Source organism: Veillonellaceae bacterium, from assembly GCA_012523975.1.
Taxonomy (GTDB): Bacteria; Bacillota; Negativicutes; order JAAYSF01; family JAAYSF01; genus JAAYSF01.
In genome coordinates this window covers 124,399-142,506 of sequence record JAAYSF010000071.1, presented here as the reverse complement: position 1 = coordinate 142,506, position 18,108 = coordinate 124,399, and the positions used below count along the sequence as shown (strand labels likewise).

General features: G+C 43.2%; 20 protein-coding genes. All 20 read left to right on the top strand.

Annotated features, from left to right (window positions below):
- The first annotated feature begins 153 nt into the window (after window positions 1–153).
- The 20 genes from GX348_09985 to minE all read left to right on the top strand — a co-directional run bounded on the left by GX348_09985 (window position 154) and on the right by minE (window position 18,061).
- Entirely contained in the window at window positions 154–786 is a 633-nt protein-coding gene (locus GX348_09985) for a redox-sensing transcriptional repressor Rex (GenBank protein NLP42506.1), read from the top strand.
- Between the two features lie 372 nt (window positions 787–1,158).
- A complete protein-coding gene (locus tag GX348_09980; GenBank protein ID NLP42505.1) occupies window positions 1,159–2,664 on the top strand; it encodes an acetyl-CoA hydrolase/transferase family protein in 1,506 nt (501 codons plus the stop codon).
- Between the two features lie 21 nt (window positions 2,665–2,685).
- The gene (locus GX348_09975; GenBank protein ID NLP42504.1) at window positions 2,686–4,332 is read left to right on the top strand and encodes a methylmalonyl-CoA mutase family protein; all 1,647 of its coding nucleotides are present in this window, start codon (window positions 2,686–2,688) and stop codon (window positions 4,330–4,332) included.
- A 22-nt stretch (window positions 4,333–4,354) separates the two neighbouring features.
- Window positions 4,355–4,747, top strand: a complete 393-nt coding sequence (locus tag GX348_09970) for a cobalamin B12-binding domain-containing protein (protein NLP42503.1) — start codon at window positions 4,355–4,357, stop codon at window positions 4,745–4,747.
- A gap of 76 nt (window positions 4,748–4,823) precedes the next feature.
- Window positions 4,824–5,762 (top strand): methylmalonyl Co-A mutase-associated GTPase MeaB, encoded by a 939-nt coding sequence (gene meaB, locus GX348_09965; protein NLP42502.1) that lies wholly within the window; start codon window positions 4,824–4,826, stop codon window positions 5,760–5,762.
- A gap of 53 nt (window positions 5,763–5,815) precedes the next feature.
- Window positions 5,816–6,223 carry a methylmalonyl-CoA epimerase gene (gene mce / locus GX348_09960; GenBank protein NLP42501.1) on the top strand — a complete coding sequence of 136 codons (408 nt, stop codon included), beginning with the start codon at window positions 5,816–5,818 and terminating at the stop codon, window positions 6,221–6,223.
- 84 nt (window positions 6,224–6,307) lie between these two features.
- On the top strand, window positions 6,308–7,837 hold the full coding sequence (locus tag GX348_09955) for a methylmalonyl-CoA carboxyltransferase (GenBank protein ID NLP42500.1): 1,530 nt from the start codon (window positions 6,308–6,310) through the stop codon (window positions 7,835–7,837).
- 6 nt (window positions 7,838–7,843) lie between these two features.
- Window positions 7,844–8,011 carry a hypothetical protein gene (locus GX348_09950; GenBank protein NLP42499.1) on the top strand — a complete coding sequence of 56 codons (168 nt, stop codon included), beginning with the start codon at window positions 7,844–7,846 and terminating at the stop codon, window positions 8,009–8,011.
- A gap of 77 nt (window positions 8,012–8,088) precedes the next feature.
- Window positions 8,089–8,484, top strand: coding sequence for a biotin/lipoyl-binding protein (locus GX348_09945; protein NLP42498.1), 396 nt, complete (start codon window positions 8,089–8,091; stop codon window positions 8,482–8,484).
- Between the two features lie 248 nt (window positions 8,485–8,732).
- A complete protein-coding gene (locus GX348_09940) occupies window positions 8,733–10,007 on the top strand; it encodes an ArsB/NhaD family transporter (protein NLP42497.1) in 1,275 nt (424 codons plus the stop codon).
- A 203-nt stretch (window positions 10,008–10,210) separates the two neighbouring features.
- Entirely contained in the window at window positions 10,211–10,483 is a 273-nt protein-coding gene (locus GX348_09935; protein NLP42496.1) for a DUF4321 domain-containing protein, read from the top strand.
- A 32-nt stretch (window positions 10,484–10,515) separates the two neighbouring features.
- Window positions 10,516–11,085: a septum formation inhibitor Maf gene (locus GX348_09930; protein ID NLP42495.1), complete on the top strand. Its 570-nt coding sequence runs from the start codon at window positions 10,516–10,518 to the stop codon at window positions 11,083–11,085.
- Window positions 11,082–11,777: a DNA repair protein RadC gene (radC, locus tag GX348_09925; protein ID NLP42494.1), complete on the top strand. Its 696-nt coding sequence runs from the start codon at window positions 11,082–11,084 to the stop codon at window positions 11,775–11,777. The genes GX348_09930 and radC overlap by 4 nt, the downstream gene beginning before the upstream one ends.
- A 66-nt stretch (window positions 11,778–11,843) precedes the next feature.
- Window positions 11,844–12,878 carry a rod shape-determining protein gene (locus GX348_09920; GenBank protein ID NLP42493.1) on the top strand — a complete coding sequence of 345 codons (1,035 nt, stop codon included), beginning with the start codon at window positions 11,844–11,846 and terminating at the stop codon, window positions 12,876–12,878.
- A gap of 17 nt (window positions 12,879–12,895) precedes the next feature.
- Entirely contained in the window at window positions 12,896–13,804 is a 909-nt protein-coding gene (gene mreC / locus GX348_09915; protein NLP42492.1) for a rod shape-determining protein MreC, read from the top strand.
- The gene (mreD, locus tag GX348_09910) at window positions 13,801–14,289 is read left to right on the top strand and encodes a rod shape-determining protein MreD (protein NLP42491.1); all 489 of its coding nucleotides are present in this window, start codon (window positions 13,801–13,803) and stop codon (window positions 14,287–14,289) included. The genes mreC and mreD overlap by 4 nt, the downstream gene beginning before the upstream one ends.
- 31 nt (window positions 14,290–14,320) lie before the next feature.
- The gene (gene mrdA, locus GX348_09905; protein ID NLP42490.1) at window positions 14,321–16,153 is read left to right on the top strand and encodes a penicillin-binding protein 2; all 1,833 of its coding nucleotides are present in this window, start codon (window positions 14,321–14,323) and stop codon (window positions 16,151–16,153) included.
- 179 nt (window positions 16,154–16,332) lie between these two features.
- Window positions 16,333–16,959 carry a septum site-determining protein MinC gene (minC, locus tag GX348_09900; GenBank protein NLP42489.1) on the top strand — a complete coding sequence of 209 codons (627 nt, stop codon included), beginning with the start codon at window positions 16,333–16,335 and terminating at the stop codon, window positions 16,957–16,959.
- Between the two features lie 16 nt (window positions 16,960–16,975).
- On the top strand, window positions 16,976–17,767 hold the full coding sequence (gene minD / locus GX348_09895; protein NLP42488.1) for a septum site-determining protein MinD: 792 nt from the start codon (window positions 16,976–16,978) through the stop codon (window positions 17,765–17,767).
- 15 nt (window positions 17,768–17,782) lie between these two features.
- Window positions 17,783–18,061, top strand: coding sequence for a cell division topological specificity factor MinE (minE, locus tag GX348_09890; protein ID NLP42487.1), 279 nt, complete (start codon window positions 17,783–17,785; stop codon window positions 18,059–18,061).
- The last annotated feature ends 47 nt before the right edge of the window (window positions 18,062–18,108 follow it).

Sequence of the window (18,108 nt, the reverse complement as noted above, 5' to 3'; positions counted from 1 at the left end):
ATAATTTGTAGGAAAATGTTGAACCATATAAAAAATACTTTATAAAATCGCATGTAGTCGGCAGGATTATGCAGGTTAAGTGAGAATATATGGATAAGTTAGAGGATAGGTCAGATATTACTCTGCTGAAAATCTGTCAGGGGGGCTCGGTCATTGAAAGACCATATCATTATTTCAAAAGCTACCGTTGACCGTCTGCCGCTATATTATCGGACATTACGCAGCAGCCAAGAAGAAGGGCTGGAGATTATTTCTTCAGAGGAACTCGGTCAGCGTCTTGGCGTCACGCCGGAACAAATTCGCAAAGATCTAGCAGCTTTTGGTCAATTTGGTAAAAAAGGTGTAGGTTATTACATCCGCGAATTGATTCGCAATATTGGCGAAATATTAGGACTAGATAGAAACTGGAATTTTGCTGTTATCGGCATTGGGCATCTTGGGTGGGCGCTTATCCATTACCGCAACTTTAAGGCGCTCGGGTTTAATCTAGCAGCAATGTTCGATGTAAATCCCGAAAAAATTGGCATGGAAATCGGGGGCGTTAGGATAGATCATTTCGATCGCATTGAGGAAGTTATAAAGGAACGTAATATTAATATCGGGGTAATTGCTGTTCCGCAAGCGCAAGCCCAAGAAGTTTCCGACAAGTTGGTAGCCGCCGGTGTTCGCGGTATCTGGAACTTTGCACCTTGCAAAATCAATGTACCTGATACAGTCAAGGTGGTAAATGAAGACTTATCAGTTGGTCTTAGCAGTATTTCTTACTATTTGGCTAGAATGCTGTGAAAATATGTACAAATATCAAATGAATCCCAAAATTATAGCAGGAGTTTGAAAATTTATATAGAATAAATTGAGAGTATGTAATTTGTAATAGTCTTATCGGGGGAATTATAACTAGGTAATGCTTTCTATTTACAGTACCGTCAATCAAGTATGTAATGCTTGATTGACGGTACTGTTGCGAAAACTTTCCCGAAAAAAGCTTAGTTTTAATTCCTTGGAGGTATAGCTGTTCAATTGCATAAATTACTCTGAATGCGTACCTCTCTAAAAAGCGTATTGGCGCTATATATTATGGAGGTGGTCGTTCGACAAGATAACATCAATTAATTATTAAATGGCAACGATGTTGACCAACAAGGAGGAAGTTTGAGAATGATTGACATTCGGGACCGGGTGCGGAATAAAGCACTCCATGCCAAAATAGTAAGCGCAGAAGAAGCTGCGGCCATTATCAAGCCCGGGATGAATGTGGCTACTAGCGGTTTTACCCCGGCTGGTTATCCCAAAGCAGTACCTCTTGCCTTAGCTGAAAGAATGAAAAAAGAACCTTTCCAAATTAATCTTTGGACAGGCGCGTCGGTTGGTAAAGAATTAGACGGCGCATTGACAGAAGTTAATGGTATTGCAAGACGCATGCCGTATCAGACTAATACTGAACTTCGCAATGCCCTTAATAAAGGACAAGTTCAATACTTTGATCTTCATCTTAGTGAATCAGCTCAATTGTCACGTTATGGTTTTTTAGGCGGTAAGGTTGATGTAGCTATTGTAGAAGCATGTGCTATTACAGAAGAAGGGCATATTATTCCGACTACATCGATGGGTAATACAGCATCATTCGTCCAAAGCGCTGATATTGTTATAGTAGAAGTTAACACTACTCAGCCATTGGAGCTTGAAGGCATGCATGACGTTTATGTGCCGCTTGATCCCCCCCATCGTTTGCCTATTCCGGTTGTGAAGGCAGATGATCGTATCGGTACTACATATATCCCCTGTGGGCTTGATAAGATTAAATACATAGTTCCTTGCGATATTGGAGACGATGTTCGTCCATTCGCTCCGCTTGATGAAGATTCTAAAGCGATGTCTCAATTTGCAATCAACTTCTTCAGGGATGAAATAAAAGCGGGCCGCTTACCGGAAAATTTACTGCCGCTTCAGTCCGGTGTTGGTTCAGTGGCTAATGCAGTTATTAGTGGCTTTGTTGATTCTGATTTTAAAGATTTGCAAGTTTATACCGAAGTTATCCAAGACGGTATGCTTGATTTAGCTGATGCTGGCAAATTGAAGTTTGCGTCTGGTACTTCGTTCTCGCCTTCTCCGGATGGTTTGGATAGATTGTACAGCAATATCGATAAGTACCGCAAATTAATGATGCTTCGCCCGCAAGAAGTTGCAAACAGCCCGGAAGTTGCCCGTCGTATTGGCATAATCGCTATGAATACTGCTATTGAATTTGATATTTATGGCAATGTTAACTCAACTCATGTTATGGGTAGCAAGATGATGAATGGTATTGGCGGTTCAGGCGACTTTGCCAGAAATGCCTACCTGACTATCTTCTTCTCAACTTCAACCGCTAAAGGCGGAAAAATTTCTTCGATTGTTCCCATGGTTTCTCATGTGGATCATACCGAGCATGATGTTGATGTATTTATAACCGAACAGGGCGTAGCCGATGTTCGTGGTCTGAGCCCGCGCGAACGCGCTCGCAAGATTATCGAAAATTGTGCACATCCTGACTATAAACCTATGCTTCTGGATTATCTCGAAAGAGCGGAGAAGGCAACTAAAAACGCTCATACTCCGCACATTCTTTCCGAAGCATTTTCCTGGCATACCCGGTTTATGGAAACCGGTACAATGAAAAAGTAGGTAAAGGAGGACATTAGTTTAATGAGTAATGAAACTTTGAAAACTAAACTGGCAGAGTACAATGCAAAAGTAGAAAAAGCACTAGCTAAGTTCCCCGAACGCAAGAATCTTGCTCACAACAGGCTTTACACTCCGCTTGACATCGAAAATGTTGACTACGTAAATGAAATTGGGTTCCCTGGTGAATATCCGTTTACCCGTGGCGTGCAGCCTACTATGTATCGTGGCCGTTTCTGGACCATGCGTATGTATGCAGGTTTCTCAACTGCTGAAGAATCCAATAAACGCTATCGCTATCTGTTAGAGTCGGGCGGCACAGGCCTGTCCTGCGCGTTTGACCTTCCGACCCAAATCGGTTATGACTCCGATCATCAGATGGCTGAAGGCGAAGTTGGTAAAGTAGGCGTTGCTATCGACTCTCTTGCTGACATGGAAATTCTGTTTGACAGCATTGACCTCAGCAAGGTTTCAACATCAATGACAATCAACGCTCCTGCATCAGTTCTGTTGGCAATGTACATTGCTGTAGCTGAGAAAAACGGTGTTAGCGCTGATAAACTTAGAGGTACTATTCAGAATGATATCCTGAAAGAGTACGCAGCTCGCGGCACTTATATTTTCCCGCCGAAGCCTTCAATGCGCCTAATCACTAATATCTTCGAATATTGCTCAGCAAATGTACCGCAGTGGAACACAATCTCGATCTCCGGTTATCATATTCGTGAAGCCGGTTCAACTGCTGCCCAAGAAATTGCATTCACTATCGCTGACGGTATCGCTTACGTAGACGCTGCTATTAAAGCAGGTCTTAACGTTGATGATTTTGCCGGCCGTTTGTCGTTCTTCTGGAATGCTCATAACAATGTGCTTGAAGAAGTTGCCAAGTTCCGCGCATCGCGTCGTGTATGGGCTAAAGTTATGAAAGAACGTTTTGGCGCTCAGAAACCTAAGTCCTGGATGCTGCGTGTGCACACTCAAACTGCAGGCTCCATGCTTACAGCACAACAACCTGACAACAACATTGTCCGTGTTGCCCTACAAACTGCAGCAGCTGTAATGGGTGGTACTCAATCCCTTCATACTAACTCTAAGGACGAAGCACTTGCTCTGCCTACTGAAGATTCAGTTCGCATTGCGCTCCGTACTCAACAAATCGTTGCTTACGAAAGCGGTTTAGCAGATGTTGTCGATCCGCTTGGCGGCTCCTACTATGTAGAAGCTCTTACCAACCAAATTGAGCAAGAAGCTTGGGACTATATCACAAAGATTGATGAACTCGGTGGCGCTGTTGTGGCTATTGAAAAAGGCTATATTCAAAAAGAAATCCAAGACAGTGCTTACAAATGGCAAATGGAAGTTGAAAAAGGCGACCGCGTAATCGTTGGCGTTAACAAATTCCAAATCGAAGAAAAACCTATTGAAGGTCTACTCCGTGTTGACGCTTCAGTTGGCGAACTTCAAAAGAAAAAGCTGGCTGATCTCAGAGCAAGACGCGATGGTGCTGCTGTTACCAAAGCACTTGAAGCACTCAGAACAGCTTGCCAAGATGAAAATGTTAACCTTATGCCATTTATTCTTGATGCAGTTAAAACATATGCAACACTCGGCGAAATTTGTGGCGTAATGCGTGAAGTATTCGGCGAATACCAACCGCACGCAACATTATAAGGCGAGAGTAGGAGGGATAACGATGGAAAAAACTATTAGAGTATTAGTAGCAAAACCCGGTCTTGATGGTCATGATCGCGGCGCAAAAGTCGTAGCCCGCGCTCTTCGCGACGCTGGCTTCGAAGTAATATACACTGGTCTCCGTCAAACTCCGGAGCAAATTACCCAAGCTGCATTACAGGAAGACGTACAGGTAGTAGCACTTAGCCTTCTTTCCGGCGCTCACAACACACTCTTCCCGCGTGTGGTTGAGCTTCTGAAGCAAGAAGGTATGAATGACGTGCTGGTTATCGGCGGCGGTGTTATTCCTGATGCAGACATCCCTGGTCTTAAAGCTGCAGGGATTGCTGAAGTATTTACACCTGGAACTCCGACCAGCAATATCGTTGACTTCATAAATGCTAACGTTAAATAGTTAGCTGACTTAAGTTGTGGGAGCATGTTGCCCCTGCTATAGGGGCAGCATGCCACCATGTAGGTGGTGCTATTTAATGAATATTGTAGAGGATTTGCTGGCCGGTTCACGTTTGGCATTATCGAGGGCCATAACGGCTGTTGAAAATGAGTATGATAATGCGATAGAAATTATGCAAAAACTCTATACTCACACAGGCCGGGCCCATGTAATCGGTATAACTGGTCCTCCGGGAGCAGGGAAAAGCACACTCACCGACAAACTGGCCAAAGAATATCGGCGTCAGGGAAAAACGGTGGGTATTGTTGCGATTGACCCGACAAGTCCTTTTTCAGGCGGCGCCATCTTGGGTGACCGCATCAGAATGAACGATCTTACAATGGACGAAGGCGTTTTCATCCGAAGCATGGGTACGAGAGGTAGTCTTGGCGGTTTGTCGCGTAAGACTGCTGATGCAGTGAAAATATTAGATGCTTTTGGTAAAGACGTAATTTTTATTGAAACAGTTGGCGTAGGCCAGTCAGAGGTTGACATAGTTAAAGCGGCTGATACTACGTTAGTTGTTCTCGTGCCTGGCCTTGGTGACGATATACAGGCAATTAAGGCCGGTATCCTTGAAATTGGCGATATTTTCGGGATTAATAAAGCTGATCGCGAAGGTGTCGACCGTTTAAATATCGAACTTGAAATGATGCTTGATCTCAATCAGGATATGGTCGATTGGCGCCCGCCGATAAAGCGGACAGTTGCCAGCCGCAACGAGGGAATCGTTGAGCTGGTGGCAACCATTAATGACCATATAGCTCATCTCCATGAATCAGGCAAGCTAACCGTCCGACGCACTGAAAGAACGAAAAATGAGCTCTTGGCTATGCTAAATGAGCAACTTGGACGTTATGTGTTAAAGCATGTGCAGGCGTCTGGCGAGTTTGATCAAATGGTGACTGATATTGAGCAGCGTAAAAATGATCCGTATACCGCTGTCAGCGGCATCTTGTCGGCTGTTCTTCGCTAATAGCTGGTATATTGATCAATAAATATCCAAGTTCATAAGAAGGAGGTATTACCATGTTTAAAACTTTAAGACTAGACCATGTCGGTATTGCTGTAAAAGACTTAGAGCAAGCTAAAAAGTTTTATACAGAAGTTCTGGGCATGACTGCAATGGGTGAAGAAGTTGTTGAACAACAAAAAGTAAAAGTATGCTTCATTCCTTGCGGTGACAGCGAAGTTGAGCTTCTGGAATCGACTTCCCCCGACGGCCCTATCGCTAAATTCATTGAGAAAAATGGCGAAGGTATTCAGCACATAGCAATCAGAGTTGATGACATCAATGCAGCTTTGGCAGATCTCAAAGCTAAAGGTGTTCGTCTGATTGACCAAGAACCTCGCTACGGCGCTGGCGGCGCAAGTATTGCTTTTATTCATCCTAAAGCTACTGGTGGTATACTGCTTGAATTATCCGAGCGTAAATAAGGTATACTGTTGATGCTACCATAACTAAACAAGACCTTATGGGTGTATTTAGTGATTCCTTAGGAATCACTTTGGAGGTGTAAGATGGCTACTGTCCAAGAAAAAATTCAGGAACTCAGAGCAAAGCAGGAAAAGGTTAAGCTCGGTGGTGGCGCAAAACGTGTAGAAAAACAACATTCTCAAGGTAAACTTACTGCACGTGAACGGATTGAGAAGTTTTTTGACGCCGGTACTTTTGTCGAACTCGATCAATTCGTAAGTCATCGCTGTGTCAATTTCGGCATGAGCGAAAAAGAAATTCCTGCAGAAGGCGTTGTAACAGGTTACGGCCTGGTTAACGGACGTCTTGTGTATGCCTTTGCCCAAGACTTCACTGTTGAAGGTGGTTCACTGGGTGAAATGCATGCTGCTAAAATTTGCAAAGTGCTAGACCTTGCTGTAAAAATGGGTGTACCAGTTATCGGAATTAATGATTCCGGCGGAGCCCGTATTCAAGAAGCTGTTGATGCACTTGCAGGATATGGAAAGATTTTCCATAGAAACACTTTGGCTTCAGGCGTAATTCCGCAAATTTCAGTTATCATGGGTCCATGTGCTGGCGGCGCCGTGTATTCACCGGCTCTGACTGACTTCATCTACATGGTTAAAAACACCAGCCAAATGTTCATTACCGGTCCTGCTGTTATTAAATCGGTAACTGCCGAGGAAGTTACAGCCGAAGACCTGGGTGGCGCTATGACTCACAACAGTACTTCAGGTGTTGCTCACTTTGCCGCTGAAAATGATGAGGACTGCATTGAGCAAATCCGTTATCTGTTAGGTTTCTTGCCTGACAATAACTTAGATGAGGCTCCACAGGTAGAAACCGGTGACGATCCCAATCGTATGGATGATGGCTTAAATGCGCTGCTACCTGATAATCCTAATATGCCTTATGACATGTTTGATGTTATCAAATCTATTGTCGATAACGGCGAATACTATGAAGTACACAAGTACTATGCTCAAAATATCATTACTTGCTTTGCCCGCTTTGACGGTCGCACTGTAGGTATTATTGCTAACCAACCTTCAGTTATGGCTGGTTGCTTAGATATTAATGCATCGGACAAAGCTTCCCGCTTTATCCGTTTCTGTGACGCTTTCAATATTCCGCTGTTAAATCTTGTTGACGTACCTGGTTTCCTGCCAGGCGTTGATCAAGAGTACGGTGGTATTATCCGCCACGGCGCAAAGCTTCTGTATGCTTACTCGGAAGCAACAGTTCCCAAAATTACTGTAATTACTCGTAAAGCTTATGGCGGTTCATACCTTGCTATGTGTTCACAAGACTTAGGTGCTGACCAAGTTTTAGCTTGGCCGACTGCTGAGATTGCTGTAATGGGCCCAGCTGGTGCTGCTAATATCATTTTCCGTAAGGATCCTGATGTTAAAGAAAAAACCGCAAAATATACTGAGGAATTTGCCACTCCGTATAAAGCAGCAGAGCGCGGCTTCGTGGATATTGTAATCGAGCCGAAAGAAACCAGACCGCGCGTCATCACCGCCTTGAATATGCTGGCAAGCAAACGTGAAGCACGCCCTGCTAAAAAGCACGGCAATATCCCGCTATAAGGAAAGGTGAAGCAAATGAAAATCGATGCTAAGGGTGTTAAGCCGGAAATAGTAGCGGCAATCACTGCTGCTGTTTATGCGATGATGGGTACTCGCGGTCTTGCTTTGCGCATTAAACGTACTAGCAATGCTTGGGCGCAAACCGGTCGTCAAAAGAATATGAACTCCCATTAATGGTGTCCTGTATCTATTAATTACCTATTAGGCTTTAGGCCATAGGCCATTATAAACGAAAATGGAGGAAGAATAGAATGAAAAAATTTAATATTACTGTTAATGGTACTTCTTACCAAGTTGAAGTAGAGGAAGTTGCAGCTCAAGCTGCTGCTAAGCCTGCAGCAGCTCCTGCCGCTAAACCTGCAGCCGCTCCTGCTCCGGCAGCTGCTCCTGCTCCTGCTGCAGCCGCTCCTGCTCCTGCTGTTGTTGGCGCAGGCGATACTGCTGTTAAAGCTCCAATGCCTGGCAAAATCATCAGACTGGTTGCTGAAGCTGGCAAACAAGTTAAGAAAGGCGAAGTTCTTGTAATTCTTGAAGCTATGAAAATGCAAAACGAAATCACTGCTCCAGTTGCAGGAACTCTTAAGTCTATCAATGTTGCTGCAAATCAAGGCGTAAAACCTGGCGATATCTTAGCTGTTATCGGCTAATATCAAAAATTCGTGCGGTAAATCCGCACGAATTTTTTTTATTGGAACTTATAAGTATAAATTCTGGTGATATTAGCGTAAGCGGCAGCTAGTGCTTGCGATAAAACTCGGCGGAAACTGGGTTTTCTAAATATATACTGGTTTATTAATGGTTAATATTGGCTTTTTAGCCAATTAATAATTATAATAATAGAGTAATATATTAGTAGGTTATGATCTAACCTTAAATAGGAGGGTGGGGACAGGTTATGAGTGAGAATGCCTGGCTTGCTATAACGATTTTTATAATTGTTTATAGCATTATTGTGTCAGAAAAAATTCACCGCACCAAAATCGCCTTGATTGGGGCAATTTTGGTTATCTTAGCGGCTATTATGCCTCAAAGTGAAGCGATTGCTAAAATTGACTTCAATACCTTAGGATTACTTATAGGTATGATGATTATTGTGGCGATTGCAATGCGGACAGGTATGTTTCAATATGCTGCCGTAAAACTGGCTAAACAGGCTAAAGGTAAACCAGTGCGGATAATGACGGCATTTTTTATTTTTACGGCAATAACATCGGCGCTTTTAGATAACGTTACTACAGTTCTGCTTGTTACTCCGATTATTTTTTCGGTTACAAGTGTGCTCAATATTAATCCAATCCCCTTTATAGTTTCAGAAATATTTGCGTCCAATATCGGTGGTACGGCTACTTTGATAGGCGACCCACCTAATATTATGATTGGCGGTGCTACTGGACTCGGCTTTAACGATTTCTTATTTAATCTTGCTCCAGCTGTTATAGTAATCGCCATAATAACAAATTGGTTATTTATTATGCTTTACCGTAAAAAACTTGTTGTTTCGGACGATGCTGAAGCACGAATAATGGGACTTGATGAACATTCATATCTGACTGACAAAAAACTTCTTGTTAAGGTTTTGGCAGTGCTGTGCTTTACTATTGCCGGTTTTGCCCTGCACCAAATGCTTCATTTAGATTCAGCGACAGTGGCAATGGCCGGCGCTGCTGTTCTGCTGCTTATATCCGGGTTAGAGCCTGATGAGATATTCAAAGAAGTAGAATGGAATACTATCTTCTTCTTTATTGGTTTGTTCATAATTGTTGGCGGACTTGAGGCGACTGGCGTAATTTACAGGATAGCAGAATGGAGTTTAAGTGTTACCAATTCCGATTGGGCAATGATGCATATTCTAATTCTGTGGCTATCAGCTATTGCGTCGGCGTTCATCGACAATATCCCCTTTGTTGCAACAATGATTCCGCTAATAAAGTCGATGGCAAAAATAAGCGGTGTGGATGTAACAACCTTATGGTGGGCTTTGTCGTTAGGCGCTTGCTTAGGCGGCAACGGTACAATTATCGGTGCTTCGGCAAACGTTGTTGTTTCCAGTATTGCAGCTTCGCGTGGCTATGTTTTAACTTTCATAGACTTTATGAAAATTGCATTTCCATTAATGATTGTTTCCATTATAATTGCGCATATCTATATATATTTAAGGTTTCTTATGTAGCATATAAAATAACGATGAATTTTCCAAGGACTTCCTTTTTTAGGGGCAGTCCTTTTTTCGTTTCAGACCTATTTACACTACAGCAGGATTGGGGTACAATAAGCTAGATTAGACAACTCTGTTTTTCTATGAATTTAAGTTATTTCTTTTGATCAGTTACATGTTTCATACTTTACTAGCATTGTTGCGGGGGAGGTCTTACCTTGAGAGGCAGTAAAAGTGCAAGTTATGGTATTTTAGCGCTGTTTATGATTACCGGCGCGGTATTGGGAGGCATATTAGGCGAGATTATTGCAACATCCTCTATGCTGTCAGGGGTAGCCCCTTATTTTGTAAAAACTTTTCCGATTTTTGATTTGCCCCCTGTAACGATAAATTTATATGTGATAAAATTGGCCATAGGGTTCGCACTTTATCCTAATTTAATTAGCATTTTGGGAATGATAATAGCGATAATTCTCTATCGTCGGTTTTAAACATTGTGCAGTTAGGTTAAGGAGGTGGGCTTATGGCGATTATTTTGGCCTCGGCCTCGCCGCGTCGCCGCGAGTTATTAGCTCAAATCGGCTGCGAATTTAAAGTTGTTACAAGTGATATTATAGAGGATAATGAGCAGAATATTGATCCCAACCAGCTCGCGATGGCTCATGCTGCAGCCAAAGCTAAGGCTGTTGCTGTGTTAGTTAACCGTGATGATGTTGTAATTGGCGCTGATACCATAGTTGTACTAGACGGTAAAGTGTATGGTAAGCCAGTGGACGTCGATGATGCCAAGAGAATGCTTCTTAGCCTTAGCGGGCGTGAGCATCAGGTAATCACCGGCCTCGCCGTAGCACATCGGGGCTTACTATTTACAGATTGTGCAGTTACGATAGTAAAAATGGCAAATTTAACGGCCGAGGATATTGATAACTATGTTGCCAGCGGTGAGCCGATGGATAAGGCCGGAGCTTATGCGATTCAGGGAAAAGGTGCTGTTTTTATTGATGGTATCGAAGGTTGTTATTCTAATGTAGTTGGATTACCGCTAAGAAGGCTTGCTAAAATCTTGGCGAAGGTTGGCGTGAGTGTGTCATGAATTTGGACAAGCTTACCATCAAAGAATTGCCGGAAGATGAACGTCCGCGTGAGAGACTACTGGTTAAAGGACCTCAAGCATTAAGCAATGCTGAGCTTATTGCAATATTGCTCCGAACTGGAACTAAGCGTGACTCGGCAGTCAGCGTTGCCCAAAAGCTATTGAAAAAATATGAGGAAGCGGGGATTGCTGTTTTATCGGGATTGACACCTCAGGAGTTAACCCTGGAAGATGGTATCGGTCCTGCAAAAGCAGTTACTATTGCGGCGGCTGTCGAACTGGGCAAGAGGATTAACAACTTGGCAGCTGCTGAACGACCTGTCATAAGATCACCGCAGGACGCTGCTTATTTAATGATGCCGCGACTTAGATTCGAGACTAAAGAACTGTTTATTGCCATACTATTATCAACAAAAAATCATGTCTTGGCTACGCCAATTATTTCAACTGGAATACTTAATGCTTCAATTGTGCATCCGCGCGAATTATTTCGCCAGGCAATAAATTTTTCAGCTGCGGCTGTAATCCTGGTTCATAATCATCCCAGCGGCGACCCAAGCCCTAGCAAAGAGGATATCGACTTGACCAACCAAATGATTGCAGCTGGGAAACTGTTGGGTATTAACGTTTTAGACCATGTAATTATTGGTGATAAGAGGTATGTAAGCCTAAAGGAAAAGGGAATAATATAATTGAGTTTTATTGCTAAATGCAAACAAGGGTTATGCTTGTTTATTGAATGAAAGGGGTCATTTGGAATGTTGAAGATATTCGATTCATTTTCCCGTGATATGGGTATAGACCTTGGCACTGCCAACACTTTGGTTCATGTTAAGGGAAAGGGTATAGTACTAAAGGAGCCTTCAGTTGTTGCTATTCAGCGCGACACTGGCGAAGTATTGGCCGTTGGCGAAGAAGCTAAACAAATGATTGGCCGCACGCCAGGTAATATAGTTGCAATCAGACCACTCAAAGATGGTGTAATTGCTGATTTTGATATTACCCAAGCAATGCTTAAATATTTCATTCGCCGCTCAATTGATAGTAAATCATTTATAAGACCGCGTGTTGTTGTCGGCGTGCCTTCAGGTGTTACTGAGGTTGAAAAAAGAGCAGTAATTGATGCGACAATTCAGGCCGGTGCCAGAGAAGCGTATTTAATTGAAGAGCCAATGGCAGCAGCAATAGGCGCAGGACTACCTGTTCATGAGCCAACTGGCAATATGGTAGTTGATATTGGCGGCGGTACAACTGAGGTTGCCGTAATTTCTTTAGGCGGAATTGTAACCAGCCGATCTATTCGCATCGGCGGTGATGAAATGGACGAGGCCATTGTGCAGTATATAAAGCGAACCTATAATTTGATGATTGGTGAACGGACTGCGGAAGAGGTCAAAGTAACAATCGGCGCAGCCATTATGCCTGATATTGATGAATCTATGGAAATTAGGGGACGTGATTTAGTAACCGGTTTACCTAAAACATTGACAATTAAAGCACGTGAAGTTCAGCAGGCGCTCAGCGAGCCTGTTTTTGGGATAATTGAGGCTGTGAAAGTAACGCTTGAAAAGACCCCGCCTGAACTTGCTGCAGATGTCATGGACCGTGGCATTGTAATGACAGGTGGCGGCTGTTTACTTCGTAGTATGGACATACTTTTGAGCAAAGAAACAGGCATGCCGGTTCACATAGCAGAAGATGCGCTTGACTGCGTCGGCATGGGAACAGGAATGGCTTTAGAAAGCATCGACGTATTAAAACGGGTGCTAATGTCACCGAAAAAACTTGGATAGAGAGAGGAGCCAGTCAGGTGCGATTTTTTAACAAAAAGGCGGTCATCTTGTTGGTGGCTGTAATAACCGTCTTTTTGCTGGCAGGATCTTCGGAGCGTGACAAGAATAAGTTCCCTTTCCTGGAAAGAGTTATTACTAGTGGACTGGCCCCTATTGAGTCCGCTGTCTCCAAGTTGGGTTTTAGTTTCCGGCAGGTCGGATCTTCCGCTGGGCAGTTGATAACTGTTTATAGAGATAATCAAGCTCTTAAGGCGGAGAACGAGCAATTACGGCAAAGTAACTTTAATGTTACTGAAATTATGGCAGAAAATGCACGACTGCGGGCCATGCTTGATTATAAAACCAAGGCTCCGCAGTTTGATTTTGTAACGGCTAAGGTAATTGCTCGTGATCCGGGAACATGGACCAGTACCATAGTAATAAATAAAGGGACTGCCGATGGTATTGCCAAAGATATGGCGGTAGTTACGCCCCAAGGACTTGTTGGTGATGTTATAAGTGTCTTTAATAATACGGCAAAAGTTCAGCTTATCTTGGACCAACGCAGTGCTGTCGGGACGCTAGTCCAGCGCCCTGAATCCCGTGTTGCCGGGATTGTTGAGGGGAACGCTGCTAATCCTTTGGCACCCCGTATGGTTAATATTGCCCGGGACGCTGATATTATTAAAGGTGATCAAATCATAACCTCCGGATTCGGCGGTATTTATCCTAAAGGGTTGCAGGTGGGTCAAGTGACTGATGTGGTAAACGAAGAAGGCGGATTATTAAAATATGCTGTTTTGAAGCCATCTGTAGATTTTGATAAGCTAGAGGAGGTTTTGGTTATTGTGGGCTCACGTGAACCGGTTGCGAGGATGCCGGTTGTGCCGCAAAAACCGTCTAATACGCAAGCCTTTTCGGCGGCGCCGCAAGGAGCAGGACGATGAAGGTGTTTTTTTGGACTCTAGTAATTGTTATGATGTTGGTTATTCAGTCAACAATAGTGCCGCTGTTAGCCATACAGGGGATCACCCCGGATCTACTGCTTATTGTAGTAGTTTCGGCAAGTTTATTATTTGGCAAGGATCATGGTGTAGGTACAGGTTTTTTTTCCGGCCTGCTCCAGGATTTGGCGTCCGGAAATATATTTGGCGTAAATACCCTTTCTAAACTATCAACTGGGTACTTATTTGGTATGGCTGAGCGTCAGGTATTTAAAGAGCATATCCTCCTCCCTATTCTGGCTGTAGCGGTTGCAACTTTGTTCAGCGGCCTTATTGCGCTTTTAATGATGCTTATTCTTGGTTATAAAATTCAATTATTCGCTGCACTTATAAATAGAGTGCTGCCGGCTGTTCTATATAATATGGTTTTCTCCATCCCTATTCATAAAGGAATTTATAGCTTGAGTAAGAAGTTTAACAAGGCATAGCTATCGGCAACTGGTCGAAGGAGGTTGTTTTGTGCTAGTCAGGCGTTCGAGTAATAGATTGGATATTTTAGCACTGATTGTAGTGCTTGTCGTTGCGCTGCTTATTGGACGCTTAGCCTATCTGCAGGTAGCGCAAGGAGCCTATTACGGAAAGTTGGCTGATGGCAACCGTATCCGATTAATTCCTATTATGGCACCTCGAGGCATATTTTATGACCGGAATGGGGTTTTGATGGTTTCAAACCGACCGGGTTTTTCAGTGTCGCTGTTACCTATTTCAGGTCCGGTTGAGGATAAGGTTATTGTCCAACTGGCAGACATTTTAGAAATTAGCCCAGACGATATAAAATCTAAATTAGCGCAAAATAATGGCTCGTTTGAGCCGATTCGTATCAAAAGTGATATTGGTCCGGAAGTTGTAACGAAGATTGAAGAACGGCGCAGTCAATTGCCCGGAGTGGTTATTGAGATTCAGCCTATTCGTAATTGTGTTAATAATGAGCTTGCTGCCCACGTGTTTGGTTATGTTAGTGAAATTAACGATGCTGAACTAGAAAAGCTCAGGCCGCAAGGTTATAAAATTGCCGATATCATTGGTAAGTTTGGTTTAGAAAAGGTTTATGATAAGGATATCCGAGGCATCGACGGCGGTGGGCAGGTTGAAGTTGATGTTACCGGTCGTCCGATTCAGGTTTTAGGAAAGAAAGAGCCGATTCCAGGCAATAACTTGGTGCTGACAATTGACTATCGTATCCAAAAGGCTGCGGAGAAGGCTATTGATGAACAGCTAAAATATTTACAAACGGAAACTGAGTTTATAAATGCCAAAGCGGCTGCAGCTGTTGCAATAAATCCGAAGACAGGCGAAGTTTTGGCAATGGTTAGCAGACCGGCCTTTAATCCTAATCTATTTGCCCAAGGAATCTCAGTTAAAGACTGGAATGCTATTAATAATAACCCTCATCATCCAATGGACAATAAGGTTATTTCCGGGGAATACCCACCGGGTTCGACTTTTAAAATTGTTACCGGTGTAGCCGCGCTTGAACTAGGTAAAGTAACACCCGAAGAAAAGATTCTCGATACAGGCCGGCATTGGCTTATTCCCAAAGGAAACGCCATGGGTGAGGCATTAGGTTGGATTAATTTTAAAGAGGCTTTGTCCAAGTCTGACAATGTTTACTTTTATGAAATGGGTAACCGGCTTGGTATCGATAATTTAGAAAAGTTTGCCCGGGCATTCGGTCTTGGTAAGCCGACGGGTATTAACTTGCCTGGTGAAACAGGCGGATTGGTAGCTAACCGGCGTTATAAAGAAAAAGTATACGAGGAAGAATGGTATTTATCAGAAACGTTTGACGCCGCGATTGGCCAAGGTTTTCAATTGACGTCACCGCTGCAAGTGGCGTCGATTATGTGTCAGATCGCTAATGGCGGGCACCAGTATCGACCTTTCCTTGTAAGCAAGATTACTAAACCAAATGGTGAAGTTTTAAAGAGCTTTGAGCCCGAAGAAGTTGGAAAAATAAATATATCAGATACAACGTTAAGTCTGATTCGCGAATCTCTCCGGCAGGTAGCGCAGGAGGGAGGGACAGCTGGTCAGATATTTAATGATTTTCCAATTGACATTGCCGGCAAGACAGGAACAGCCGAAAACTCGCATGGCAGCGATCATGGTTGGTTTGTCGCGTATGGACCATTTGACGATCCAAGAATTGTTGTCGCTGTAATTGTTGAGCAAGGTGGTTTTGGCTCATCTTCCGCTGTTCCTATTGCTAAAAAAATTCTTGAGGCTGCTTTTAATATTAACCAACCAATCGGTAATGCACCAAAAATATATAAGCCTAATACAGCAATTTGATAATAACGGGACATTTTAAAGTCTCGTTTTTCTTTTTGATATAGCAGGGCTAAGCCAAGATCCTTGTCTAGGCCTTTGGTACTGTTATGAAATTGCTGGCTTTATATAGAAGGAATTATGGCAGAAAAAGCGAATTTTAGTATCATATAGCAATGCATGGTAAAATATGGGAGAATGATATGCGCAGTAACGTAGTTTTTAAAGGAAGTAAAAATGGATTACAACTTATAATTGATGATAGCGCTGATTTTGAGTCTGTAATAGAGCAATTGAGGTTAAAACTTGAATCGGCAAGTGCTTTTTTTGCGAGCGGAAATGCTCTTGTTCACGTACCCGCCGCTAAGCATAGGCTGACATCAGAGCAGCAAAAAGAGCTAATAACGCTATTTAATAATTACGGACTGACTTGGCAGGAAGATATAGACAATGCATCGCCGGCAGTGGATTCTAGCCCAGAAAATCAAGCGGAAGAGGCTGAGGCAGACCAGACATTGATTTTCAATAGAACCGTTCGCAATGGTCAGGAAGTGGTCCACCGCGGTACGGTTATTGTTATGGGCGATGTTAATCCGGGCGCAAAGGTTATTGCCGGCGGCGATATTATTATCCACGGGACTTGCCGCGGAATTGCTCACGCCGGTGCCTTAGGGAATATAAGTGCAACAATAACAGCGGACAGGCTTATCGCTTCGCAAATCAGAATTGCTCATCTTATTTCCAGAGCACCTGACAATCTCGATATTCCTGAGTGTATTGAAACAGCCCGGATTAAAGACGGTGTTGTAATAATTGAGCCAGCTCAATAGGAGGGTTAAATAAGATATGGGTGAGGTAATTGTAGTTACATCGGGTAAAGGCGGGGTCGGCAAAACGACAACTACTGCTAATATCGGAACCGGTTTTGCTTTGCAAGGGAAAAAAGTAGTATTAGTAGATGCTGATATCGGACTAAGAAATCTTGATGTTGTTATGGGGCTTGAAAACCGTATTGTGTATGATCTTATTGATGTAACCGAAGGTAATTGCCGGTTAAAGCAGGCTCTTATTCGGGACAAGCGCTATGCAACGCTATATCTTCTGCCGGCGGCTCAGACACGGGATAAAAATGCCGTTAGTCCTGATCAAATGAAAGAGCTTTGTGAAGACCTGTCTAAAGATTTTGATTATGTAATTATTGACTGCCCCGCCGGAATTGAGCAAGGTTTTAAGAATGCTATTGCTGGTGCTGATCGGGCAATTGTCGTTACAACTCCAGAAGTGTCTGCTGTAAGGGATGCTGATAGGATAATCGGGCTACTTGAGTCGGAGGGCAAGCATAACCCTAAGTTGATTGTAAATAGGATACGCCCTAAGATGGTAAAAAAGGGCGATATGATGGATATTGATGATATTATTGAAATTTTGGCTGTTGATTTGCTGGGGATTATCCCAGAGGATGAATATATAGTTATTTCGACTAACCGTGGTGAACCTGCTGTGGTCAACCCGGTGTCGACTGCAAGTTCCGCCTATAAGAATATAGTAAGGCGGCTGACCGGAGAAAATGTACCGCTTATGACGCTTGAAACCAATGATGGCTTTTTCGACAAGCTGAAAAAGATTTTTGGGTTATAGAGAGGAGGAATGTTGATGTTTGAGCTTATTCAAAAGTTATTCGGCAGGGAATCGTCAAGCTCAAAGGACATCGCCAAAGAACGGCTGCGTTTGGTGCTTGTGCATGATCGTGTTAATGTGTCGCCGCAGTTTATGGAAGGTTTAAAGGATGATATGATTAAGGTAATATCCAACTACATGGATATAAATGAGAAGGATATGGAAGTTAACCTTACAAATACAAAAACGTCCGTTGCGTTAGTTGCTAATATTCCTGTAAATCGCATGAAACGCGGTGTTTATATTCAAGAATAATTTTACAAGTTTTCAGACACAGAATTTTTTTCTGTGTCTTTTTTTAC